The sequence below is a fragment of the Sinorhizobium sp. KGO-5 genome (genome assembly GCF_036245905.1).
GTDB lineage: Bacteria > Pseudomonadota > Alphaproteobacteria > Rhizobiales > Rhizobiaceae > Sinorhizobium > Sinorhizobium meliloti_A.
Genome location: NZ_BDIZ01000003.1, coordinates 404,175 through 427,779, shown reverse-complemented (window position 1 = coordinate 427,779; position 23,605 = coordinate 404,175). Strand labels below are relative to the sequence as shown.

At 60.8% G+C, this 23,605-nt stretch carries 19 protein-coding genes; 7 read left to right on the top strand and 12 right to left on the bottom strand.

The window, feature by feature from the left end; translation table 11 throughout:
* Window positions 1-61: 61 nt before the first annotated feature.
* The gene (locus BHD07_RS16000; RefSeq protein WP_338281572.1) at window positions 62-565 is read left to right on the top strand and encodes an ureidoglycolate lyase; all 504 of its coding nucleotides are present in this window, start codon (window positions 62-64) and stop codon (window positions 563-565) included.
* Window positions 566-570: 5 nt separating this feature from the next.
* Window positions 571-933 (top strand): hydroxyisourate hydrolase, encoded by a 363-nt coding sequence (uraH, locus tag BHD07_RS15995; RefSeq protein WP_338281570.1) that lies wholly within the window; start codon window positions 571-573, stop codon window positions 931-933.
* A gap of 164 nt (window positions 934-1,097) precedes the next feature.
* Here uraH and BHD07_RS15990 read toward each other — a convergent pair whose 3' ends face one another.
* Window positions 1,098-1,847 carry an SDR family NAD(P)-dependent oxidoreductase gene (locus tag BHD07_RS15990; protein WP_324763563.1) on the bottom strand — a complete coding sequence of 250 codons (750 nt, stop codon included), beginning with the start codon at window positions 1,845-1,847 and terminating at the stop codon, window positions 1,098-1,100.
* Between the two features lie 58 nt (window positions 1,848-1,905).
* Between BHD07_RS15990 and BHD07_RS15985 the strand changes: the two genes are divergently transcribed.
* Window positions 1,906-2,838 carry a LysR family transcriptional regulator gene (locus tag BHD07_RS15985; RefSeq protein ID WP_338281567.1) on the top strand — a complete coding sequence of 311 codons (933 nt, stop codon included), beginning with the start codon at window positions 1,906-1,908 and terminating at the stop codon, window positions 2,836-2,838.
* Window positions 2,839-2,855: 17 nt separating this feature from the next.
* Here the strand turns inward: BHD07_RS15985 and BHD07_RS15980 are convergent, their stop codons facing one another.
* The 3 genes from BHD07_RS15980 to BHD07_RS15970 all read right to left on the bottom strand — a co-directional run bounded on the left by BHD07_RS15980 (window position 2,856) and on the right by BHD07_RS15970 (window position 7,720).
* Window positions 2,856-3,557 (bottom strand): response regulator transcription factor, encoded by a 702-nt coding sequence (locus BHD07_RS15980; RefSeq protein WP_338281565.1) that lies wholly within the window; start codon window positions 3,555-3,557, stop codon window positions 2,856-2,858.
* A gap of 1 nt (window position 3,558) precedes the next feature.
* The gene (locus tag BHD07_RS15975; protein WP_338281563.1) at window positions 3,559-3,936 is read right to left on the bottom strand and encodes a response regulator; all 378 of its coding nucleotides are present in this window, start codon (window positions 3,934-3,936) and stop codon (window positions 3,559-3,561) included.
* A 94-nt stretch (window positions 3,937-4,030) separates the two neighbouring features.
* On the bottom strand, window positions 4,031-7,720 hold the full coding sequence (locus tag BHD07_RS15970) for an MASE1 domain-containing protein (RefSeq protein WP_338281561.1): 3,690 nt from the start codon (window positions 7,718-7,720) through the stop codon (window positions 4,031-4,033).
* Window positions 7,721-8,253: 533 nt separating this feature from the next.
* On the opposite strand from BHD07_RS15970, the gene BHD07_RS15965 reads away from it, so the two are divergent.
* The 4 genes from BHD07_RS15965 (at window position 8,254) to BHD07_RS15950 (ending at window position 11,682) form a co-directional block, all read left to right on the top strand.
* The gene (locus BHD07_RS15965) at window positions 8,254-9,207 is read left to right on the top strand and encodes an MBL fold metallo-hydrolase (protein WP_100670093.1); all 954 of its coding nucleotides are present in this window, start codon (window positions 8,254-8,256) and stop codon (window positions 9,205-9,207) included.
* A 145-nt stretch (window positions 9,208-9,352) separates the two neighbouring features.
* Window positions 9,353-10,105: an SDR family oxidoreductase gene (locus tag BHD07_RS15960; RefSeq protein ID WP_100670094.1), complete on the top strand. Its 753-nt coding sequence runs from the start codon at window positions 9,353-9,355 to the stop codon at window positions 10,103-10,105.
* A 62-nt stretch (window positions 10,106-10,167) separates the two neighbouring features.
* On the top strand, window positions 10,168-10,593 hold the full coding sequence (locus tag BHD07_RS15955) for a cupin domain-containing protein (RefSeq protein WP_100670095.1): 426 nt from the start codon (window positions 10,168-10,170) through the stop codon (window positions 10,591-10,593).
* 72 nt (window positions 10,594-10,665) lie between these two features.
* Entirely contained in the window at window positions 10,666-11,682 is a 1,017-nt protein-coding gene (locus BHD07_RS15950; protein WP_338281556.1) for a mechanosensitive ion channel family protein, read from the top strand.
* Window positions 11,683-12,106: 424 nt separating this feature from the next.
* Here the strand turns inward: BHD07_RS15950 and BHD07_RS15945 are convergent, their stop codons facing one another.
* The 8 genes from BHD07_RS15945 to xdhB all read right to left on the bottom strand — a co-directional run bounded on the left by BHD07_RS15945 (window position 12,107) and on the right by xdhB (window position 23,604).
* Entirely contained in the window at window positions 12,107-13,312 is a 1,206-nt protein-coding gene (locus tag BHD07_RS15945) for an NAD(P)/FAD-dependent oxidoreductase (protein ID WP_275599266.1), read from the bottom strand.
* A gap of 93 nt (window positions 13,313-13,405) precedes the next feature.
* Window positions 13,406-14,236 (bottom strand): alpha/beta fold hydrolase, encoded by an 831-nt coding sequence (locus BHD07_RS15940; protein ID WP_275599265.1) that lies wholly within the window; start codon window positions 14,234-14,236, stop codon window positions 13,406-13,408.
* A 401-nt stretch (window positions 14,237-14,637) separates the two neighbouring features.
* A complete protein-coding gene (locus BHD07_RS15935) occupies window positions 14,638-15,594 on the bottom strand; it encodes a helix-turn-helix domain-containing protein (RefSeq protein WP_338281552.1) in 957 nt (318 codons plus the stop codon).
* 568 nt (window positions 15,595-16,162) lie between these two features.
* Window positions 16,163-17,299, bottom strand: a complete 1,137-nt coding sequence (locus tag BHD07_RS15930) for an alpha-hydroxy acid oxidase (protein WP_100670100.1) — start codon at window positions 17,297-17,299, stop codon at window positions 16,163-16,165.
* Window positions 17,300-17,413: 114 nt separating this feature from the next.
* Window positions 17,414-18,730, bottom strand: coding sequence for a guanine deaminase (gene guaD, locus BHD07_RS15925; RefSeq protein WP_338281550.1), 1,317 nt, complete (start codon window positions 18,728-18,730; stop codon window positions 17,414-17,416).
* Window positions 18,727-19,959, bottom strand: coding sequence for a urate hydroxylase PuuD (locus BHD07_RS15920; protein WP_338281548.1), 1,233 nt, complete (start codon window positions 19,957-19,959; stop codon window positions 18,727-18,729). The genes guaD and BHD07_RS15920 overlap by 4 nt, the downstream gene beginning before the upstream one ends.
* Window positions 19,960-20,046: 87 nt before the next feature.
* Complete coding sequence (locus BHD07_RS15915) at window positions 20,047-20,946, bottom strand: LysR substrate-binding domain-containing protein (protein WP_338281546.1); 900 nt, start codon at window positions 20,944-20,946, stop codon at window positions 20,047-20,049.
* A 324-nt stretch (window positions 20,947-21,270) separates the two neighbouring features.
* The gene (gene xdhB, locus BHD07_RS15910; RefSeq protein ID WP_338281544.1) at window positions 21,271-23,604 is read right to left on the bottom strand and encodes a xanthine dehydrogenase molybdopterin binding subunit; all 2,334 of its coding nucleotides are present in this window, start codon (window positions 23,602-23,604) and stop codon (window positions 21,271-21,273) included.
* Between the last annotated feature and the right edge of the window lies 1 nt (window position 23,605).

Sequence of the window (23,605 nt, the reverse complement as noted above, 5' to 3'; positions counted from 1 at the left end):
TGACGCGTTCAGCGTCCGAGCCTTCGGGCGCCAGCGCACAGAGAGCCGGAACGGCAGGCTGATGTCGCATATGCTTTCGATCGAGCCGCTGACCAGGGAGGCTTTCGCGCCGTTCGGCAGCATCATCGAGGCCGAACCGGCCTCGATGCGCTTCATCAACGGCGGCAATACCGAGCGGTTTCACGCGCTCGCACGTGTCGATGCGGCGGGCGAGGGCGCCGGTGTCATCATCAACATCTTTCGCGGGCAGCCCCGGGCATTTCCCTATACCGTGACGATGATGGAGCGCCACCCGCTCGGCAGCCAGAGCTTTTCGCCGCTCCGGGACCGGCCGTGGCTGGTTGTGGTCGCCGAGGATGAAGGCGACCGTCCCGGCCGGCCGAGAGTCTTCCTCGCGAATGGCAAGCAGGGTGTCAATTACGGCCGCAATGTCTGGCATCATCCGTTGATGTCAGTGGGCGCCGTCAGCGAGTTCATCGTTGTCGACCGCGAGGGGCCGGGCAACAACCTGGAAGAGTTCCATTACGACGAGGCTTTCGTCATTCCCGATCCATCCAAAGGGTGAACGCGATGAGCAAGTCAGGCCGCCTGACGACCCATGTTCTCGACACCGCGCTCGGCAGACCCGCCCACGGGCTGAAGATCGATCTCTACCGGCTCGAAGGCGATGCGCGGCACCTGGTCCGTACGGTCCATACCAATAGTGACGGCCGCGTCGACGAGCCGCTCATGACGGGGGACGGGTTTGCGACCGGCACCTACGAACTGGTCTTCCATGCCGGTAACTATTTAAGGTCAACCGGCGTGACGCTTCCGGATCCCGCCTTTCTCGAGCTCGTTCCCCTTCGCTTCGGCATTGCAGATGCCGACAGCCATTACCACGTGCCGCTGCTGCTCTCGCCTTACGGCTATTCCACCTATCGCGGCAGTTGATAACGCGTCGGCGGAAAGGTCGCCGGCAGGACATGACGGATGAAGACTACGACGCCCATGCCTTTGCAAGCCGCAAAGCAGCCCACGATGGGCTGCTGAGTGGCACAGCCACTACGAGAAATGCGGCTGGCCGATGGAGTGGCCAACCCCTCGTGGGCCGCATCTCAAGTCAGGGCCATGCCGCCATCGACATGAAGCTCGACCCCATTGACAAAGCTTCCCGCATCGGAGGCTAGGAAAAGAGCGGCGCGCGCCAACTCCTCCGGTCGACCAAGCCGGCCGGCGGGGATCAAGGAAGCCATGCTTTCTTCGAAAGCCGGCCGCTCGGCCTCCGATACGCCCAGTTTGGCGAGGATTTCGGTTTCGACCGGTCCCGGGCTCAGGATGTTTACGCGAATCCTGCGCGACCTGAATTCGAGCGCCCAGTTCTTAGCAAAGGCGGCGGTTGCTGCCTTTGAACCGGCATAGACGGTGTGATCCGGAAGAATTTTCGTGGCCGCGAGCGAGCTTGTGACGATGATGCTTCCGCCGTCGCGAATCAAAGGGGCCATCGTCTGCACGCCGAAAAACACGCCGCGCGTATTGATTGCGAAATGCCGGTCATAGTCTTCCGGAGTCACGTCCGCGGAGGGAGTGAGATTGATGACCGCAGCATTGGCCATGTAGATGTCCAGTCCGCCGAAGCGGCTCTTCACGGTGTCCGCGAGCCTGCGATGATCGGCACGGTCGGCCGCGTCGCCCACGAAGCCGATGGCCGACGGACCGATTTCCTGTACGGCCCGATCTACAACATCCTGGCGCCGTCCGGTAATGATGACCTTCGCCCCTTCTTTCGCGAACAGCTGAGCAGTTGCCTTGCCGATCCCGCTGTTACCGCCGGTGATCACGGCGACCTTGTCTTTGAGGTGGTGCATTGTTTATCTCCTTTCGACGAGAAACCAGATAAACGGTGCCGCCCGAGATAATTAGATCATGGGCGGGCACATGAAATGTGCCGCGGAGGCGCAATTGCCGAACCTTCTCAACGAAATTTCCGGGCTGATGGCTTTTGTGCGGACGGTAGAGGCCGGATCGTTCAGCGCTGCGGCCCGCGACCTGCGAACAACACCGTCGGCGGTGTCGAAAGGGGTTGCACGCCTGGAAAAGAAAATCGGTACCCGGCTCTTCCTGCGCTCCACGCGCGCCCTGATGCTTACCCAGGATGGTCAGTTGTTGTTCGAGCGCGTTGCGCCGCTGTTGCGGGATTTGGGGGCAAGTGAAGAGGCGATCAGATCAGACATCGTACCCTCCGGCCGCTTGCGCATCAGCATGCCGAACGAAATGGCCCCTCTACTGCTGCCTCGTCTCTTCGGAAGTTTCGCAGCCGACTATCCGAACCTGCATATCGAAGTCGGCCTGACAGACCGGTTTGTCGATCTGATCAGGGAGGACTACGATGTTGCGTTGCGCGTCGGGAATTCCGCTCCGGGGGATTATATGGTTCGTCACCTGGCTGACCTGCCGATGACGATTGTCGGGTCTCCGACCTTCCTTGAAACCTGGGGAAATCCTGCGACCGCCGAAGCGCTGGCAGCTCTGCCCTTCGCCCGCTATGTTCTGGGCGGTATCACTCAGCCAATGCGTCTGCCGGATGGGACGAGCTTCATACCCTCGGGGCGCGTCGATTGCGACTCAGGAACCGCACTCATTCAGGCTGCGCTTAGTGGGCTCGGAGCGGCCTATCTTTTGCGGTGTCTCGTAGCGAAAGACCTGGAAGGAGGCAGGCTTGTTGCACTCGCGACAGGTTTTTCGTTCCCCAGCGCTCCGTTTAGTGCCCTGCACGCCTTTGGAGGCACGGTGCCGTCGCGGGTAAGACTAGTCTGCGATTTTATCGCCCGGGAGGCAAAAGCCATCGCCGTCATCTGAGCAGCGGTGTCGGGTGGTCAAGCCCCTGCTTCCGCCCTCTCGCGCACCGTCGGGGGCAAGGTTTCCCATACCCTGATCAGTTCGGCAATGGAACGGACCTCCATCTTACGCATTACGTTGGCACGATGCAGCTTGACCGTGGCCTCGCTGATGCCAAGGTCGAAGGCAATTTGCTTGTTGAGGCGTCCGCGCGTCACCACCTCGCGTAGGACTTCCCGCTCGCGTCGCGTCAGTGTGTTCAAACGTTCAACATTGCGCTTGACCACGACCGCTACCGCTCGCTGGCTTTGATCCAACGCGATAGCGGCTATGACCGCATCGAGCAACGTCCGGTCCGACACGGGCTTGGTGAGGAAATCCACTGCGCCATCCTTCATCGCTCGAACCGTCGTCGGAATGTCGCCGCGACCGGTCAGGAAAATGATGGGCTTGGCAATGCCGCGCTCGGCCAGGTGGTGCTGGAGATCGAGCCCGCTTTCTCCTGGCATGTGGACGTCGAGAATCAGGCAGCCCGGGCCATCCAATATGTCGACGGCGTTCAGCAGTTCCTGAGTCGAGGCGAAACTGGCGGGCTGAAAGCCCGCCGAGAGGATCAACTCGGACAAACCCTCTCGCACGGCTGCATCGTCATCGACGACGACGACAATTGATTCGGCTGAACTTTCTTTGCCTTGTGGCAACAGGAGGGCTGATGTTCCAGCCGACTGGCCAAGTCTCATGTCACCCTCTATCTCTCGATTTTTGCAACGCTTTGCTGACAGCGACCAGCAGGTCAGGAGCGTCGAAGGGCTTACGGAAAAAGCCGTTAACGCCCTGGGCGCGATCCTGGTCAGCGATTTCGTGGCGACCTGTAGTCAGGAATACCGGCAACTCCGGATAGGCACTCTTCACCCGGTCACGAAGTTCGAAGCCATTCATGCGGGGCATCCCGATGTCGGTTATGAGCAGGTCCAGACTCGAAAGTCCGTGATCGAGCAGGCCGCTCGCCGAATCAAAGCAACGGGCGGTATATCCAGCGGATTCCAGAAGCTCCTCCAGTGAGTCAAGCAGCCTTGGATCGTCGTCGACAACCGCGATCATCGGTCTTGTTTTGTGCATGTTTAGAATGCCTTCCGCATCGTACGCTCCAGGAGCTCGCCGAGCGCCCATTGATGCTGCCGCGTCGTAGACAAGGAAAGCACATACTCCCTCGTCATGTCGCCCCCTTCGCTACAACTGGTAAGGTGAAAACGAACCTTGCGCCGCGCGGCTCGTTTTTTTCCGTCCATAGACGTCCGCCGTGTGCTTCGACGATCGAGCGACTGATGGCGAGACCCATGCCCATTCCATTTTCCTTCGTCGTGAAGAATGGCTCGAAAATGCGCTCGGGAAACGCGATCCCGTTTCCGTTGTCGCCTATTTCGATCCGTACCTCGTCGTCCATTTCATGCATGCGCACATAAACAGTTTTGTTGTCCTCAATGGGATCCATTGCTTCCATGCCGTTGCGAATGAGATTGACGAGCACCTGCTGTACCTGGATCCGGTCGACTGTAACCGGCGAAAGGTTGGGTTCCACGTCGATGTTGAGCCGGATGCGACGGCGCAAGGCTTCGGCGGCGACCAGACTAGACGCTTCCGAGATAACGTCCGAAAGAACCAGAATGCTTCTATTCTCCACCGACTGCTTGAAGAGGGCTCGAATCCGGCTGACGACGTCCGCCGCTGACTTGGCGTCGCGGATCACACGTTCGGTCGTGATCTTGGCGCGTTCGATGTTGACGGGGTCTGCCGAAAGCCATCGGTAGCATGCGTGCGAATTGGCGACGATCGCCGCCAACGGTTGGTTTACTTCATGTGCGATGGAAGCCGACAGCTCGGCAAGGCTCGCTGCCTGGCCGGCGCGCGCAAGCCGTTCTTCTGCCAGTCGCAATTCTTCCTGCATCCGAACCTCTCGCTCGACATCCAGACAAATAACATTCCATTGCACGATGGCGCCTTTATCGTCGCGCATCGGCGCCGCGCGCATCTCGATCCAGCGATATTCGCCATCGAAACGCCGCAGACGATGTTTTCTGCGATAAGGTTCTCCGCTTTCCAACGAAAGCGCATACTGCTCCTTGACGCCCGCAAGGTCATCCGGATGAACGCCGGCATCGAACGTTGCATCCAGTCGGGATTTCGCCCTTCCGTCGAGTTCTTCAAGCTCGTAACCAAGGAAATCACGGAGTTGCTGGTTTCGATAGACCGGCTCGCCGTTTGGCGCAGCGCAATCGATCATGGCCGGCAGGGTTTCCACCAGTTGCCAGAGGAAACGTTCCCTCTCGCGCAATGCCTCCTGTGCGCGCATCTCCTCTTCGATGTCGATTGAAGCAAAGTACCACTGTACGATTGCGCCGTGCGCATTGCGCAAAGGCTGAGCGCGCGCCTCAATCCAGCGATAGTTGCCGTCCTTCAGGCGCCGACGAAACCGATTGACGAAGGGTTGGCCGGTCGCAAAGCCGTTCCTTGCGCGTGCAAACATTGTTGGAAAGTCGTCGGGGTGAGCCACTTCCCGGGCCAGTGCATCGAAGTCCTTGATCTGCGCCCCCGGCGCGCCAGCCTGATCCTGATATCGCTTGCTGACATAGGTCAGTTCGCCCGTTGGCGCGAAGCTCAAGGTGCTGAAGGGCATGGCCTCGATCATCTGCTCCAGCTGCTGCTTGCTGTTCCGCAGCGCTTCTTCTACCTGCATAATATCGTCTATATCGTGCGAGAGGCCGTACCACTGGAGGATACGTCCCTCCTCATCGCGCATCGGCTCAGCGCTCCCCTCCACCCAACGATAGACGCCATCGGCGCGTCGCAGTCGATACTTCATGGAGAATCGTTCGCCGGTCGCAACGCTGTGAAACAGCGCGTTTCTCATGTGCGTTTCGTCGTCTGGATGCACGACAGCCCCAATGATGGCAGCCAGAGGATGAACGCCTTCAACATTCGCGTTAACGACGTCCGGGCCCAGGAAGTCGATCAGTCGCTGGTTTAGAAAGTTCGGGACACCGTCGGGCGTCAACCGCCAGAGATAGCTGGGAACCATGTTCACAAGCAGCGAGAATTCCCGCTCGCGCGTGCGCAGAGCCTCTTCGGCCCTCTTGCGCTCTGTGATGTCGATAAAGCCGACGAGGCTCTTGTCGGCAATGGCGCCGGGCCGAGCGGTGGCGAAAACGACGTCCATGACGCTGCCGTCCATTCGCGCCACTCTGGTTTCTTCCTGGAAGACCTCTTCGCCGCGATAGCGTGCTTCGATGGAGCGGCGGATGGTGGCGAGGGACGGCTGCCAATAGCGAGTGATCGAGCCGCCCATTTCTTCCGCGCTTTTTGCGCGGAACATGTCGACGACATGCTGGTTGGCCTCTTCGACCTCCAGCGCTTCCAGCGCGTGGCTGAGGAATTCGGGGTTCTCGTCGATGTAAGTTTCGAGACTGACGACGCCCTGTGCCCGCAATTCCTTGAACATCGGGATAAGCTTGCCTGCATCTATCTGGGCAAGACCGATGGGCATATAGTGGAAGAGTTCGCGGTAGCGACGCTCGCTCTGCTTGAGCGCCTCTTGCATTCGGACCTCATCATCGATGTCGATAGAGATTGCAAACCATTGCAAGACGGTTCCGCTTTCATCCCGCAAAGGTTCGGCCCTGCCATCGACCCACCGATAGGCGCCATCCGCGCGCCGCATGCGATATTTTATGGAGTACGGTTCGCCCGTAGCCATGGACCGGCGAACGGCTTGCAGCAACCTATCGGCATCATCGGGATGGACGAGGGTTTGCACGGCCGTCACCAGCCCGCTTGCATTCGGCTTTTGCAACTGTTGCAGGTCAAGGCCGAAAAAATCGGTAAGACGCTTATTGAAGAACGTTGGCTCGCCTTCGGGGGTCAGCCGCCGGATATGAACTGGGACCATGTTCACGATCTGAGAGAGTTCCCGCTCTCTCTCCCGCAAAGCAGCCACGCTTTGTTGCAGATTCGACAATGCCAGTTGATGCTGGCGGGATATGGCGGCGACGATAAGCGCTGAAACGGCCGAAACTGCCAAGAAAAGCTGTAGCATGAACTGCTTGTGGCGCTGGGTCTCGTCGTCGCCGGCAAACGGACTGGTTCCGGATATCGTGAATATCGCCGTGATCAGTGTGAGGAGGACCAGGGCGACGACCGCACCCTCGAGTTCGAAGCGCACCGCGGCCCAAAGAAGCGGCGGCATGATGATGTATGCAAAGGGTAAGTAGCCACCGAGCGAGAGGGCGGCGACTCCAAGAAAAATCAGCGCAAGAACGCAGGCTTCCGCCAAACGCGCGGCCGAAAGCTCGGTCTTGTCGCGCCGGTTCTGGATTACGATGAATGTCAGCGGTGCAACGATCAAGACGCCGGTGGCGTCTCCAATCCACCAGAGCGGCCAAGCGCCGGTGAAGGTTTGCGACAATATGCCGAACCAGGCGAGTGTCGCACTTCCGACGGTGGCGCTCACCACCGGTGCAATTCCAGCACACGGCACGATGAAAGCGAGAACCTCCCGCAAGGTTTCCAACCGCATCGATTTCTTTAAGGCCCAATTGACCAGCGAGGCACCGATGACTGCCTCCAGGGCATTGCCGACATATATCAGCGTGGCGGCAGGGAACGGGCTGTGGAACCACAGGACATTGCTTAGCATCTCGGCGAAACATCCCGCTAGAAGCCACCACGGCCAGCTCTGCCGTTGGACAAGAGCGAGCGTGGCAATGAAGAGCCCGCTAGGAGCCCAAAAGGAGATCCCGGTTCCAGGGACGATTGCCAGGGCGTGCGCAAAGCCGCAGCCTAGGACGTAGGCTACGACAAAGAGACCCAGATGCCAGGGGTGGGGACGATACGGCCAGATGAGCATCATCGGCTGCTCCGACAAACAGATGAAACATAAGATCACCAGCGTCAGGGCGAGTCAGCTTCGAGTTTGGTGCTGGCGGTTGCGCGCACCCTAGTCTGGCAGCCGTGCGGCCGCAACTTGCGGAAATCCATGGTTGGGCGTTCCTTGAGAAATAGCGCCGAGCCTCAACGCGCTCCGCGACGTTGATCACGAAGGCTATGGGAAAGGCCCAAGCACCAGGTCGCCAGACGAGTGATGCCTTGTCATCTGCCGGCAAAGCAGCCGAGCGCTACGCGAATGACGATCCCAATGATCATCGCCGGACATTTGTCGCGCACAGGAATTCGACCGAGCGCGACACCGGGCGATCGCCGCATGCGGATGCGTCAGCAGCAATAGCTCTACAGCGGCAGCAATCGTTCTGGCGCAGCCGTAGATCGCTTTCGATAGATCAAAGAGGACACGCCGGCATTGAGTGTGTCGCGATCGACTTTCACTCCGCTTCCCACCCACGAAGCGGAAGCCATCCACGACATAGAACAGAGGAGCGTTCAAAGATGAACCAGATGAGCAGCAATACTCAGGAGGCAAGCGTGAAACTGGAGAGCGCCTCACATATCGGTAGGTCCGCATCCGAGGAACTGGTGCCGTCACGCTACGCCGTACAAATCGGCGAGATTGAAGTCCTGGTGATCAGCGATGGTGTGCTACCTCTTCCAACCGCGATGCTGGGCCATAACGCCGAGCCGGCCGCCCGTGCCGCCTGGTTGGGCGACATGTTTCTGCCGCAGGACGCGTTCGACTGGGCGCTGAACGTCGTCGTAGTCCGTAGCGGCGAGCAGACCATTCTCATCGATGCTGGCCTGGGACTCGACCCCGATTTGAACTTGCCGCGTGCTGGGCAGTTGATGAAGCGGCTGGCGGCCGCCGGCATCGACCTCGCATCCGTAACCGACGTGGTACTGACCCACATGCACATGGATCATGTTGGCGGACTGCTGGTCGACGGGGTGAAGGAGCAGCTGAATCCGGATCTGCGGATCCACGTTGCCGCTGCCGAGGTTAAGTTCTGGGAGTCGCCCGATTTCACACACGCGGTGATGCCGGAGGGGTTCCCGGACGCGCTTCGGGCGGCCGCCAAGCGGTTCGTCAAAGATTATCAGAGTCACCTGCGGCTGTTCGAGGATGAGCATGAGGTGGCGCCGGGCGTGGTCGTGTCTCGCACCGGCGGGCATACCCCCGGACACAGCGTGGTCCGCGTGGCATCGGGCAAGGACCGTCTCATGTTTGCCGGCGACGCCGTGTTCGCGGTCGGATTCGACCACCCCGACTGGCACAACGGTTTCGAACACGACCCCGAGGAGGCGGCTCGCGTTCGCGTCCGGCTTTTGCAGGAGCTGGCGGCCACCGGCGAACTGCTGGTGGCAACACATATGCCGTTTCCTTCCGTTGGCCATGTCGCGGTCGATGGCGAGGCCTTTCGTTGGGTGCCGGTCTTCTGGGACTACTGACCGCTTGTGGAATTGAGGTCGAACCAGACGTGCAACTTTGAAGGCCGTGTTCAGCGCGGCCTTCAAATCCCTGACGCATCGGGCTTTCTCAAATTCCCCTGTCGAACGACGCGCACCGTATAGGCGCTCGCAAATGGAGCCTCTTATGAAAATCGTTATCATCGGCGGAACCGGCCTGATCGGTTCGAAGACTGCAGAGCGCCTGCGCAAGAAAGGGCATGAGGTCATTGCCGCTGCCCCGAAAACCGGCGTCAATACCCTGACCGGCGAGGGCTTGGCGGAGGCACTGAAGCATACAGAGGTGGTTATCGACCTCGCGAACTCCCCATCCTTCGAGGACAACGCCGTGCTCGAATTCTTTCAGAAAGCGGGCAAGAACCTGATGGCGGCGGAATTGGCAGCCGGCGTAAAGCACCATGTCGCGCTCTCCATCGTCGGCGCAGATCGGTTGCCGGAAAGTGGCTATCTTCGAGCCAAGATTGCTCAGGAAAAGATCATTCGGGCAGCCGGCATACCCTATACGATCGTGCGGTCCACACAGTTCATGGAGTTTCTCGGCGGTATCGCCGAGGCGGGCACGGTCAACGGCACTGCTCGCCTGTCGACGGGTTCGTTGCAGCCGATAGCGTCCGAAGACGTCGCCGATTTCGTGACGGAGGCGGCCGTTGCCGCGCCGGCGAACGGCATCATCGAAATCTGCGGGCCCGAGCACGCTCGTCTTTGCGATTTTGCCGCGCGCTATCTCAAGGCGATCGGAGATTCCCGCACCGTCATCGCAGATCCGGATGCCCGGTATTTTGGGGCAAAGCTGGAAGAGGGTTCACTCGTCTCCGACAAGCACCCTCGCGTCGGCCGCATCGGTTTCGATGAGTGGTTTGCGACGACGCGCAGCAAGTAACGATCGGCGCACCGGCGGTCTATTGAGCAGCCCGGTGCCCCAGTCACGAAAGGATGGAAGACATGATCAAGACATTGCATTTTGCCGTCGCCTTGGCGGCTCTTCTCTCAGGTGCGGCGCTCGCACATGATTCGCCAGGTGGCGATGAGGGCGCGAAGGTTACGCTCGTCTATGAGCATGAATTGCCGAACGTTCCTGGCAAGAGCGTGAAGGGCGTTCTCGTCGAATACGATCCGGGCGGCTTTTCGGAGGGCCATACGCATCCAGTATCCGCCTTCATTTACGCTACCGTTCTCGAGGGCGCGATCCGCAGTCAGGTCAATGACGGTCCCGTCACTGTCTATAGTGCGGGTGAAAGTTTTTCGGAATTGCCAGGCGATCGCCACGGAATCAGCGAAAACGTCAGCAAGACCAAGCCGGCAAAGCTGCTCGCCGTCTTTGTGGTCGATACCGCTGAAACGGAACTGACCTTCCCGATCAAGGAATAGACCATCAGGCCGGGCCTCCACTGTTGGCGCCCGGCCTGATCTTTGATTCAACCACAATCGGTGATCTGTGCCATGTTTGGTGATGACAACGCCGTACCGCTTGTCCTGGTCAACTTTCTGGGAGTTGCCGGGATTGTCGTCTGGCACATCCAGGGCGTCACCAGACCGACGGACCGTCTGATCGTCCAGATTCTATTCTTCAGCGCCATGAGCGCGGTGCTTTACCTTGGGGGTATCGCTCCGTATCGGCCTGATGGCGTCTATTTGCAGGGCATTGAAGCGCTGCTTTCAAAATCGGCCAGAATCCTGTGGTGGACCCATCTCGCCTGGGCCGTCATCGGTTTCATCCAGATCTACGTCAGATTGAACCGCAGGCCGCGGGAAGCACACCTCATCCAGGATATGGCCATTGCCACCATCTATCTTGGTGTGGCGCTTTCCGTTGTAGGCTTCGTCTTCGGCATGCCGGTCGGCACCTTGGTCACGACCTCCGGCGTCATCGCCGTTATCTTCGGCCTTGCGTTACAAAATACGCTCAGCGATGTCTTCTCCGGCATCGCGCTGACACTCGGCAGAGCCTATGCGATAGGGGACTGGATTGAGTTGACCGACGGAACCGAAGGACGCGTCATCGAAACCAACTGGCGCTCCACCAACCTGTTGACCGCTACCCACAATGTCGTCGTGCTACCGAACAGCGTCTTGGCAAAGCAGGGCATGACAAATCTCAGCCGCCCCGACGAGACCCACCTGATCACGCTCCGTGTGCGCGTCGCTGCAACGCAAAGACCGCGTGTCGTCGAGGAAATCATGCGGTCTGTGCTGCAATCCAGTGTCCTCGTCAACAAGAGCCCGCCGCCGGTCGCTGCCCTGAAAGCAATCGATGCCATCGCCATCGAAATAGAACTTCAATTCCGCGTGGACAACGTGGCAATCCGAACTCCTGCCAAGAATGAGATCATCGACCTCCTTCATGACCGATGCGGAGCGAACGGGCTTTCGCTCGCTATACCGGCTGAAAGCCTTGCTTTCATGCCTTCACCGATCGACGATCAATCATCCCGGCCGGTCCGGGTCACCGGCTCATAAGATCGTAGCCAGTTGTAGCGATCTCGCTTGCCCTGGTACAGGAAGTCTAACCGAATTACGCGGTTCACTGATGTTCGGAGGCCGTCGCGGCAAATGCGCCCTGCGGATGGCCCGTTTGGTGAGCATCGGTGCGACCTGCAAAAAGCGGTCGGGGGATTGTGGGCTGTCAAACGCGTCAATATGGCCAGTTTGAGCGGAGTGACGGTCTCGCCGCGAACCCTGGCCTGCCTGCGATGTCGATGGTTGTAGGTGCAGCCACGGATAGAGATGCCGGTGATGCACGCAAAGCTGGAATCGCATCCACGAGATGCTCCCCGATCGGCTCCGCATCGCGCCACAGAAGCTTATCCATGAACCGACGGGGTGCCTCACGAGCAGGCCCAAATGTGGAAAGCTGCGCTCTTGCTCAGAGCGCAGCTCGCAATCAAAGGTTCGTCACACGCTCCGGATCGGCAGAAGCCAGTGCAGCGGCACGCTCGGGCTTCGGCGGATAGATCCAGACGGTGTTGATCTCCTGCTTTGTCGCCTTCGCTTTCTCGCCGACCATCTCCACCTTTCGATCCCAACCCCGGGTAAAGAGGGCCCCGGCATCGCCGAGGTCAAGGCAGGTGACATAGGCTTTCTGATGGTATTGCCGTGCCGGTACGCCTAACAGTTCGGCAGCGGCATTGTTGCCCGCGAAGGCGCCCATGCGTGTGGCGTGCTGGCACGACATCAGTGCGTAGTTGCCGCAGTCGTCGCAAGCAGCGCGCGCGGCATCCCCGGTGGCGAAGACGCCTGGCACGGACGGTACACGCAAGCAGCCGTCGACCAGTAGCCGGTCGAACTTGTCACGTTCGCCGGGAATTTTAGTGGTAATCGGATTGGCCCGCATGCCTGCCGCCCAGATCACGGTCATGGTTTCGATATGCTCGCCAGTACTCAGCGTCACGCCGGACTTGTCGAGCGACGAAACTCCAGCGTTGAGCCGCGTCTCCACGCCGAGGCTGCGCAGCGCTTCCTCAATGATCGGGCGAGGCCCTTCACCCATGTCGGGAGCGACCGCGCTGCTGCGGTCGATGATGATGACGCGCGGATTGGCGGTTTTGTCGAATAGGGTCCGCAGCCGCGAAGGCATCTCGGTCGCCGCCTCGATACCTGTGAACCCGGCGCCGGCAACGACGATGGTGTCACGCGCGGCCGAGGCCGGCAGCTTAGCAAGCTCGTGGAGATGGCGATCGAGGGCAATGGCGTCATCGACATTGTCGATGCTGAAGGCGTATTCGGCGAGGCCCGGAATATTCGGGCGGAACAGCCGGCTGCCGGTTGCGAGCACAAGGCGATGATACTGAAGGGACTTTCGTTCTCCCGCGGCGTTGACGACCTCTACGGTGCAGGCCTTCGTATCAACCGCTTCGACACTACCCTGCACGTAGGCGATATCGACGGCGTCAAATACATTCTGCAAAGGCGCCGTCAGGGTCTCGGGATTCGGCTCGTAAAGCCGTGGGCGGATGACAAGCGTCGGTTCCGGGGATACCAGCGCGATTTCAAGCTCTTCGGCCGAGACGCCTTCGATATCGCGCAGACGGGCTGCGGAAAGTGCAGCGTACATGCCGGCGAAACCGGCGCCTACAATCACAAGTCTCATAATGTCTACTCCGTGTCCTGGGGTTTGCGCGCCACCGTTGCCGCTCCGAATGGGAGACGGTTGACGCCGCGCGGGTTGTTGAAGTGACGTTGCTCAGGCCGTGACGAAGGCCAGTATGTCGGCGTTGACGATATCTGCATGGGTCGTGCACACCCCATGCGGCAGCTTCTCGTAAATCTTCAGTGTCGCGGCCTTGATCAGCTTCGCCGACAATAGAGAGGAGGTGCCGATCGGAACGATCTGGTCGTCATCGCCATGCAACACCAATGTCGGTACGGAGATGCTCTTCAGGTCTTCGGTGAAATCCGTCTCCGAGAATGCCTTGATACCTTCGTAATGCGCTTTGGCGCCGCCCATCATGCCCTGACGCCACCAATTTGCGATGACCGCCTGCGAAGGCTCGGCACCCGGGCGGTTGTAGCCGTAGAATGGGCCACTCGGAAAATCTCGATAGAACTGTGAACGATTGGCGGCCAGTTGGCTGCGTAGTCCGTCGAATACTTCGAGCGGTAAACCGCCGGGATTGGCGGCGGTCTTCAGCATCAGGGGCGGCACTGCCGCAATCATAACGAGTTTGGCAACGCGGTTCTTGCCATAGCGCGCGACATACCGCGCGGCTTCACCACCGCCGGTCGAGTGACCGACATGGACCGCGTTACGAAGATCGAGGTGGTCGATCAGTGCGGCGACGTCGGAGACGTAGTGATCCATGTCGTGGCCCTCGCTCGCCTGGCTCGATCGGCCATGACCGCGGCGATCGTGAGCGATCACGCGAAAGCCCTTACCGAGGAAGAAGAGCATTTGATTATCCCAATCGTCAGAGCTGAGGGGCCAGCCATGGTGAAAGACGATGGGTTGCGCGGACTTCGGTCCCCAATCCTTGTAGAAAATCTGAACGCCGTCGCTGGTTGTAATGGAGGCCATTGTATTGATCCTTTGCACATATTTGTTTTACGCCGCCCATCGAAGTGAAGGGGCAGTGGCTAAAATCGGCCATGCTGGCCGCTACAGGTCGCCGCACGCGATCGACCCGCAGTCCGAGCCCAGACCATCCCGTGTCGCCAGGATTATTTGGCTTGGGCGCAATGATGATTTAGCGAAGCAGGACTGCGGCTGCGCCAGAGGGATTGGCGCCGTTAAAGCGCAATTGCGGTTTAGCGATTGCGCCGACGCACATCGCCCGGTCCCTTATCGGTCAGCTTTCGAAAGAGTGGCCGAAACTGGGCGCGCAGGAAAAACGGGGGCGTGCGGACATAGTAATCACGCGGTCGAGCCGAGTGCATCGAAGAATAACGAACTGTTTCGGAAACGAAGACGAGAGGAACTTAACCGTCAGCGTGGCTGCGCCGCCAATCGGTCGGTGTTTCGCCGGTCAATTTACGGAACGCAGCCGCGAATGCAGTTTGCGAGGCGTAACCGAGGGAGGCCGCGATCGAAGCCACCGAATTTGCTGGATTGCGCAGCATGTTTATGGCCTGCTCAAGCCGATATTGACGCAGCCAGCTGTGCGGGGAGAGCCCGGTGCTTTCCTTGAACGCGCGACAGAAATGAAAACGTGACAGCCCGGAATCAGCTGCGAGGGCTGCGAGGGAGACGTCCGCATCGGCATCGGACCGCAATCGTTCGATGGCCCGGCGCAGCACATTCGGCGCCAGGCCGCCGAGCGCTGGTTGGTAGCTCGGCGCCTTGCCGGTATGCGCAGCCAGCAGGCGTGTGGCCAGAAGATCAGTTAGCTGTTGCCTGAAAAGTGTATCCAGTGCCCTATTGCCTTCCAGGACATCGGCTGCGCTCAGGAGCAACCGAGACGTAATGGGGTCCGGATGCGCCGTTCGCTCCAGAAGATCGGTCGGCGTGAAAGTATCGGCTGCCTCGGCAATGCGTGTCAGTGTCGTGTGAGGGAGATAGAGCTGAACGACATCGACCGGCTTTGGAATATCCCAGCGGGAGCTCGACCCGGCCGGGATGATTATCACAACCCCACGACGAAACGTGCCACTCTCGACCGATCTTCCTGACCGTCGTTCCATGCGCTGCACCGTGCCGTTGTAAGCCATGATGACGTGGTCGGTCATGGGCTCGACGACGTCATGCAAGGGGCCATGATTCCAATGGGCAATTGCACCGCCGGAGGAATCCGCCGCAAGATGAATAGGGGCTGTCCGCAGAACGCGCGACATCTCAGTTGCAGGTGCGTGATCGGCAACCCGCATGCCGTCCGCGGTCGCCCGGGTTGGAGCATTCGCTTCGCTCTCGCGGGAATTGCGGGAGTAAGGCGCGCTCATGACTGCGCGCTCGTCGACTGACGGTGCTCACATATGACCCCGCCAACAATTGCAGGATCGATGGGCATCCGCATGTGATGGCCGACACTGCCAGTCCTACTGCCCATGATATCCCCAATGTCGCGAGCAATGTCGCGGTGCTTTGGTTGTTCGCGCGTTGTGTGATGCAGGGGAAAATATAAGAACTCTCGGAGGGGGGAAATCTATCCTCCAGGATAGGTTGCCTTCGCGATCGGACCTCGTTCTCGATCACGCGGGCTTCAGCGTCCCGCGATGCGCCGCCAGCCTGAGGGGCGGATGTAAAGGCATTAGGCGGTTTCACGCCGGGAGCCACCGCTGACGATCGTTTGCTCCATCACGATGGCGCGGCCTTGACGCGATAAGTGAGCGTATTGCGGCAGGGGTGGAGACGTCAGGCGCCTCCCGAGGGACTTTGGCCCAGCCGATAGGGGAGCTCGTTCAGATCAGCGAAATGCTTGCCTCGGCCAATTGCTGATCGTGCAGTTCTGCTCTAAGTCTTTGAAGCTACGCACTCCCGACGGAAACCGCCACACGCTTCCTGCACCTGCTACTCGGCGATGATGTCGCGGCCGACCTCCGTGATGCGGCGTTTGCCGCAGAGCGCCATGGTCGTATCCATCTCCTTGCGGATGATGTCGAGCGCGAGCGTGACGCCTTCCTTGCCGAGCGCGCCGAGGCCGTAGAGGAACGGGCGGCCGATATAGGTGCCTTTCGCACCGAGCGCGATCGCCTTCAGGACGTCCTGGCCGGAACGAATACCGCCGTCGAGGTGTACCTCGATCTGGTCGCCGACGGCGTCGACGATGCGCGGCAACATGCTGATCGAGGAATGCGCGCCGTCGAGCTGACGGCCGCCATGGTTCGAGACAATGATCGCGTCGGCGCCGGTCTTAGCCGCCATTTTCGCGTCTTCCGGATCGAGAATGCCCTTGAGGATCAGCGGACCGCCCCAGCGCTCCTTGATCCACTCGACGTCCTTCCAGGAAAGCTGCGGGTCGAACTGCTCGTTCGTCCAGGCCTGAAGCGAGGAGAGGTCGGTCACGCTCTTGGCGTGGCCCAGAATGTTGCGGAAGGTACGGCGGTTGGTGCCGAGCATCTTCATGCACCAGCCGGGCCGCGTCGCCATCATCCAGAGGTGTTTCGGCGTCAGTCGCGGCGGCGCGGACAGGCCGTTGCGAAGGTCCTTGTGGCGCTGGCCGAGGATCTGCAGGTCGAGCGTCAAGACCAGCGCGGAACACTTCGCGGCCTTGGCCCGGTCGATCAGATTGAGCACGAATTCGCGCTCGCGCATGACATAGAGCTGGAACCAGAACGGCTTCGTCGTCACCGAGGCGACGTCCTCGATCGAGCAGATGCTCATTGTCGACAGCGTGAACGGGACGCCGAAAGCCTCGGCCGCCTGGGCCGCCAGCATCTCGCCGTCGGCATGCTGCATGCCCGTCAGGCCGGTGGGGGCGAGCGCGACCGGCATCGAGACCTTCTGCCCGATCATCGTCGTTTCGAGCGACCGGTCGGACATGTCGACCAGCACCCGCTGACGCAGCTTGATCCCGGCGAAATCCTCCTCGTTGGCGCGGTAGGTTCCCTCCGTCCATGCGCCGCTGTCCGCATAATCGAAGAAAAGCTTCGGCACGCGCCGTCGGGCCAGGGCCTTGAGGTCCCGTATTTCGAGAATCTGCGTCATGGATCGGCCTAATCGAGTGAATGACAGGCGAGCCCTTATCATGATTTCGGAGGACTTGTAATAGACGCAGAAAACAAGAGGTCAAAAAATCTTACCTCTTGTTTTCAGGGCTGCTCAATCGGCGCCAAGGGTCGATTTGCAAGGCTTTCCGGCGACGTAGGTCTCGACCACGGCGCGGTCGTCGCCCATCGTCTGCAGCAGAAAGAGTTCGTCGGCCAGCGAATTGACCACTTCGGCCCTGAGCGCCATTGCGGGCGTCGCCGCCACGTCGAGCACCGTAAGGTCCGCATCGGATCCGGGCTCGAGCGTGCCGATGCGGTCGGCGAGAGACAGCGCCTCGGCATTGCCGCGGGTCATCATGTAGAAGCTGTCGAAGGGGTTCAGCCTTTCGCCCTGCAACTGCAGGATCTTGTAGGCCTCGTCGAGCGTCTTCAGCATCGAGTAGCTGGTGCCGCCGCCGATGTCCGAGGCGACGGAAACGCGCACCGGTTTTTGGCGGCGCTTCAGCGCCCGCAGCGGAAACAGGCCGGAACCGAGGAAGAGATTGGAGGTCGGGCAGAAGACGGCCACCGAGCCGGTCTCGCTCATCGCATCCGCCTCGCGCTCGGAGAGGTGGATGCAATGACCGAACAGGCTTTTCGGTCCCAGCAGACCATAGCGGGCGTAGACGTCGGTATAGTCGGTCGCCTCCGGATAGAGTTGCGAGGTATAGGCGATTTCGTCGCGGTTCTCCGAGAGATGCGTCTGGACATGCAGGTCGGGAAACTCGCCGACGAGCGATTTCGCGACCTCCATCTGCTCCGGCGTCGAAGTGATGGCGAAACGGGGGGTGATCGCCACATGGTTGCGGCCCTTGCCATGCCAGTCGGCAATGACGGCGCGGGTCTCGTCATAACTCATTTCCGGCGTGTCGAGCAGGCCCTGAGGCGCATTGCGGTCCATCATCACCTTGCCGGCAACCATGCACATGCCGCGCTTCAGGCTCTCGGCGAAGAAGGCGTCGGCGGAGGTCTTGTGCACCGAACAGTAGGCCGTCGCCGTCGTCGTGCCGTGGCGGATCATCTCGTCGAAGAAATGGCGGGCGATCCGCTCCGCATGCGCCGTTTCGACGAAGCGGCATTCCTCGGGAAAGGTGTAGGTGTTCAGCCATTCGAGCAGATCGGCCGCGTAAGAAGCCATTACCTGCATCTGCGGAAAATGCAGATGCGTGTCGATGAGCCCCGGTACGATCAGATGCGGGCGGTGATCGAGCTCGGGGACATCTTCGGGCGCTGCCGCCTTGACCGCTGCATAGGCGCCGGATGCCATGATCACGCCGTTCTCGACGAGAAGGGCGCCGTCGCTTTCGTAAGCATAGGCAGCACTGTCTTCGATGCCTTGAGGTTCGCGATGGAAGCTCAGCAGGCGGCCGCGAATGAGGGTGGATGTCATCGTGTCTCCCCGACGGCGCTTTCGAACCAGGCCGTCACCAACCTGCGCTCTTCCACCGTCATGTCGCTTATGTTGCCGGGCGGCATGGCATGGCTGCGCCCCGCCTGGATATAGATTTCCCGCGCACGGGCAGCAATTTCGGCGTCGCTTTCGAGCATGACGCCGTTGGGAGCCCGAACGATTCCTTCATAGACCGGATCGGCCGCGTGGCACATGCTGCAGCGGGTCGAGATCGTTTCCCGGACTGCGGGGAAATGCGCGTTTTCCGCAAAGCGCCTGAAGGCCGGTGCCGTCTCGGCTCGCTCTTCTCCCGTCAGTATTTTCGGCGCCGTCGAGAGCCACATGATCAGGATGAACAGGAGTGTGGTGACGAGCCAGGTCCAGCTAGGCTTGCCCTTGCGCGCATGCGTGGTGTTGAACCAATGACGGATCGTCACGCCCATCAGGAAGACGAGCGCCGCGATGATCCAGTTGAAGGCCGTCGCGAAGGCGAGCGGATAATGGTTCGAGAGCATGAAGAAGATGACGGGCAGCGTCAGGTAGTTGTTGTGCAGCGAACGCTGCTTCGCCTGCGCGCCGAGCCGCGGATCCGGCATGCGGCCGGCGATCAGGTCGGCGACCACGATCTTCTGGTTGGGGATGATGATCAGGAAGACGTTGGCCGACATGATGGTGGCGGTGAAGGCGCCGAGATGCAGGAAAGCGGCGCGGCCGGTGAAGACCTGGGTGTAGCCCCAGGCCATGGCGACCAGGACCAGATAGAGCAGCGCCATCAGTCCCCAGGTGCTCTTCCCGATCGGCGATTTGCAGAGAAGGTCATAGAGGACCCAGCCGAGACCGAGCGAGGCGAGCGAGATCAGGATCGCGGTGGTGGCCGAAATGTCCAGGACATGCCGGTCTATGAGGAAGAGGTCGGCGCCGCCGTAATAGACGATGCAGAGCATGGCGAAGCCCGAGAGCCAGGTCGCGTAGGACTCCCACTTGAACCAGGTGAGGTGCTCCGGCATGGCGGCCGGCGCCACGAGATATTTCTGGATGTGATAGAAGCCCCCGCCATGGACCTGCCACTCCTCGCCATAGGCGCCCGGAGGCAGATGATCGCGTTTTACGAGACCGAGATCGAGCGCGATGAAATAGAAGGACGAGCCGATCCAGGCGATGGCGGTGACGACATGCAGCCAGCGGACGGCGAAGGCCAGCCATTCCCAGGCAATGGCGAATTCATACATTCGGGGTCCCTTTTCTCTCCGTTGACGCAGCTTGCGAGAAAAAGCCGAAACGGGAAAGGGGCGTTCTCGGCAATCCACGCTGCAGGTTCAGGCGCCGCAATCCTGGTTGAACTCTGAAAGAATCCAGTCGCAAAAATTGCGGATCTTCGGGACGTTGCGTCGGGCATGCGGATAGACCAGCCAATAGTCGTGGCCATCGCTGCCGCGCAAATCGAAGGGTTGATAAAGCCGACCGAGCGCGACGTCATCGGTATAGAATTGAGGAGTGAGGATCGCAACGCCTTGCCCGGCGATCGCGGCGCCTGCTTCGAAGGACTGGGCGCCGAGCCGTGTCGGAACCCGACCGTCGAGGTCCGCGTCGTGGACGCCGGCAGCGCGAAACCACTGCGGCCACCAGCGGTCCTGAGGGTCGATGATGCGCAGCTTCAGGAGGTCGCGCGGTTCATTCACGCCGCCGATCGTCGCGGCGAGCGCGGGACTGAGCATCGGCGTAAATTCCACTTTCATCAGCCGATGGCTGACGAGACCTGGCCAAACGCCCAACCCGGACCGGATTGCGACGTCCACTGCCTCCTTGCTGAAGTCGATCATCGCATCATTCGCCGACAGCCGAACGGCCATGTTCGGCTGGGCGAGCTGGAAGGTGCCGATATGGCGGGCGAGCCATTGCGAGGCGAAGGTCGCAGTCGAACTGATGAGCAGGGCCGACGCTGCATCGCCGCGCGCGGAGGCGACCGCCTCCTGCATCAGTTCGAAGGCTTCCGTCACCTTCGGCGCCAGGCGTTGGCCGACTTCGGTCAGTGCGATCTGGCGGGGACGCCTCAGGAACAGCGGCTCGCCGACGCTCTCTTCGATGAGTTTGATCTGGTAGCTGACGGCCGTCTGGGTCATGCCGAGCTCGTTGCCGGCCTTGGTGAAGCTGCCGAGCCGGGCGGCGGCTTCGAAGACCCTCAGCGCATTCAGCGGGAACTGCTTCGACATCTTCATGGATAAGGTCTCTTGATGCATACAGACGGATGTTCGATTGGAATTCGAGCATCTTTCCCGGCATCCTGCAAGTCAACTTCACCGCTTGCAAAGGGTGCTCAGATGTCTTGCGATACATTGGAATATACTGAAAGAAAACCGCTCCTCTCGTTGAACGGGGCGATGCGGCTTGCCGCATCCGCCCTGCGGCGGGTGCGAGGGCGCAGCGCGCGGCTCGATCTGGAATCGACATCCGATTACATGAAGAGAGATTTGGGCTTCATGGATGGTCGCGAACCGCGGCCGGACGATGAAATCCTGCGATAGGGATATCCTCGAGGCGGTTCAGGTCCCTCTAAGCCGCTCCACCGCCATCAGGACACGCTCGGGCGTTGCCGGCGTATCGAGCCGGGGGCACTCGCGATAGTCGGCGACGCTGGCGACGGCCATCGACAGGGCCTCGACTACCGAGATCGGCAGCATGAGGGGCGGCTCTCCCACGGCCTTCGACCTGCCGATCGTCTTTTCCGCGTTTTGCGACCATTCGGCGAGGCGCACGTTGAAGATCTTCGGCCGATCCGAGGCAAGGGGTATCTTGTAGGTCGAGGGCGCATGCGTCCTCAGCCGTCCCTTCTCGTCCCACCAGAGCTCTTCCGTCGTGAGCCAGCCCATCCCCTGGACGAAGCCGCCTTCGATCTGGCCGAGATCGATCGCCGGATTGAGTGAACGGCCCACGTCATGCAGCACGTCGACGCGATCGACCATGTATTCGCCTGTCAGCGTATCGATTGAGACCTCGGAAACGGCCGCGCCATAGGCAAAGTAGTAGAAGGGTGTGCCGCGGCCGGCGGCCCTGTCCCAGTGGATGCCAGGCGTCGCATAGAAGCCGGCGGCGGAGAGCTGGACACGTGCACCGTAGGCCTCCTGCACGAACTGTGCAAACGGCACGAGCTCGTCACCGATCCTGACATGATTGGCGATGAAGCTGACGTTTTCGGCCGTCGTCTGCCAGCGCTCGGCCGCAAAGGCGACGAGCCGCTCCTTGATCTGACGCGCAGCATCGAAGGCAGCCATGCCGTTGAGGTCGGAGCCGGAGGAGGCAGCGGTCGCAGAGGTATTCGGCACCTTGCCGGTCGTCGTCGCGGTTATTTTCACCCTGTCGATGTCTATCTGGAAACTGTCTGCAAGGACCTGCGCCACTTTCGTATAGACGCCCTGGCCCATTTCGGTGCCGCCGTGGTTGAGGTGGACCGAACCGTCCGTGTAGATGTGGACGAGGGCGCCGGCCTGGTTCAGATGGGTAAGGGTGAAGGAGATGCCGAATTTCACCGGCGTCAATGCAATCCCCTTGCGGATCACGCGGCTCGATCTGTTGAACTCGATAATCGCCGCCCGGCGCGCCTGATAGTCGGCGCTCGCTTCCAGCTCATCGACGATCCGGCCGATGATGTTGTCTTCGATCTTCTGGTGATACGGCGTGACGTTGCGGCCGGAATGCGCGTCGCCATAGAAGTTCAGCTTGCGGATTTCGAGCGGGTCCTTGCCGAGGGCGTAAGCGATCTCCTCGATTATCCGCTCGCCGCCGAGCATGCCCTGCGGCCCGCCGAAGCCGCGAAAGGCAGTGTTGGAGACCGTATTGGTCTTAAGCGGTTGCGAGGTGAGCTTCACATGCGGGTAGAAGTAGGCGTTGTCCGCATGGAAAAGGGCGCGGTCGGTGACCGGGCCGGAGAGATCGGCGGAGAAGCCGCATCGCGCGGCATAATTCGCCTGGACCGCCTGGATACGTCCCTCCGCGTCGAAGCCGACATCGTAATCGACCAGGAAATCGTGCCGCTTGCCGGTGGCGGTCATGTCGTCGTCCCGGTCCGGGCGGAACTTGACGGCGCGGCGAAGCTTGCGCGCGGCGACGGCGGCGAGTGCCGCAAACTGGTTGCCCTGCGTCTCCTTGCCGCCGAAGCCGCCGCCCATGCGGCGGACATTCACCGTGACGGCGTTGGATGGAACGCCAAGCACTTGCGCGACCATACGCTGGACTTCGCTCGGATGCTGCGTCGACACCCAGACTGTCATTTCGTCATCCTCGCCGGGAATAGCGAGCGCGATATGGCCTTCCAGATAGAAGTGCTCCTGGCCACCGATTCGCATGTGCCCCTGGATGCGGCGGGGCGCCCGCTCCAGCTCCCCTTCGGCGTCGCCGCGCTCGAGTGTCAGCGGGGGGGTCACCAGCTCGCCGCCGGTTGCCACGGCATCGATGACATCGATCGCCGGCAGGAAGTCACGATAGGTGATCCTGGCGAGCCGCGCGGCGCGGCGGGCGATGTCGCGCGTTTCGGCGATGACCGCGAAGGCCGGCTGGCCATGGAACTCCACCCGCCCGTCGGCAAGCACCGGCTCGTCGTGCAGATGGGTGGGGCTGATGTCGTTGGAATGCGGCATGTCCCTGGCGGTGATCACGCAAACGACGCCGGGCACTGCCGCGACGTCGGAGAGGTCCATCTCCAGGATTTCCGCATGCGCCCGGTCCGTGAGGCCGAGCGCGCCATGCAGCGTGCCGGCGGGTTCCGGCATGTCGTCGATATAATCGGCGGTGCCCGCCACATGCTTGTGGGCGCTGTCGTGACGGAGCGGTGAGTGCATCGGGCCGGTGATGGTGCGGACTTCGAGGGTGGACTTATCCATG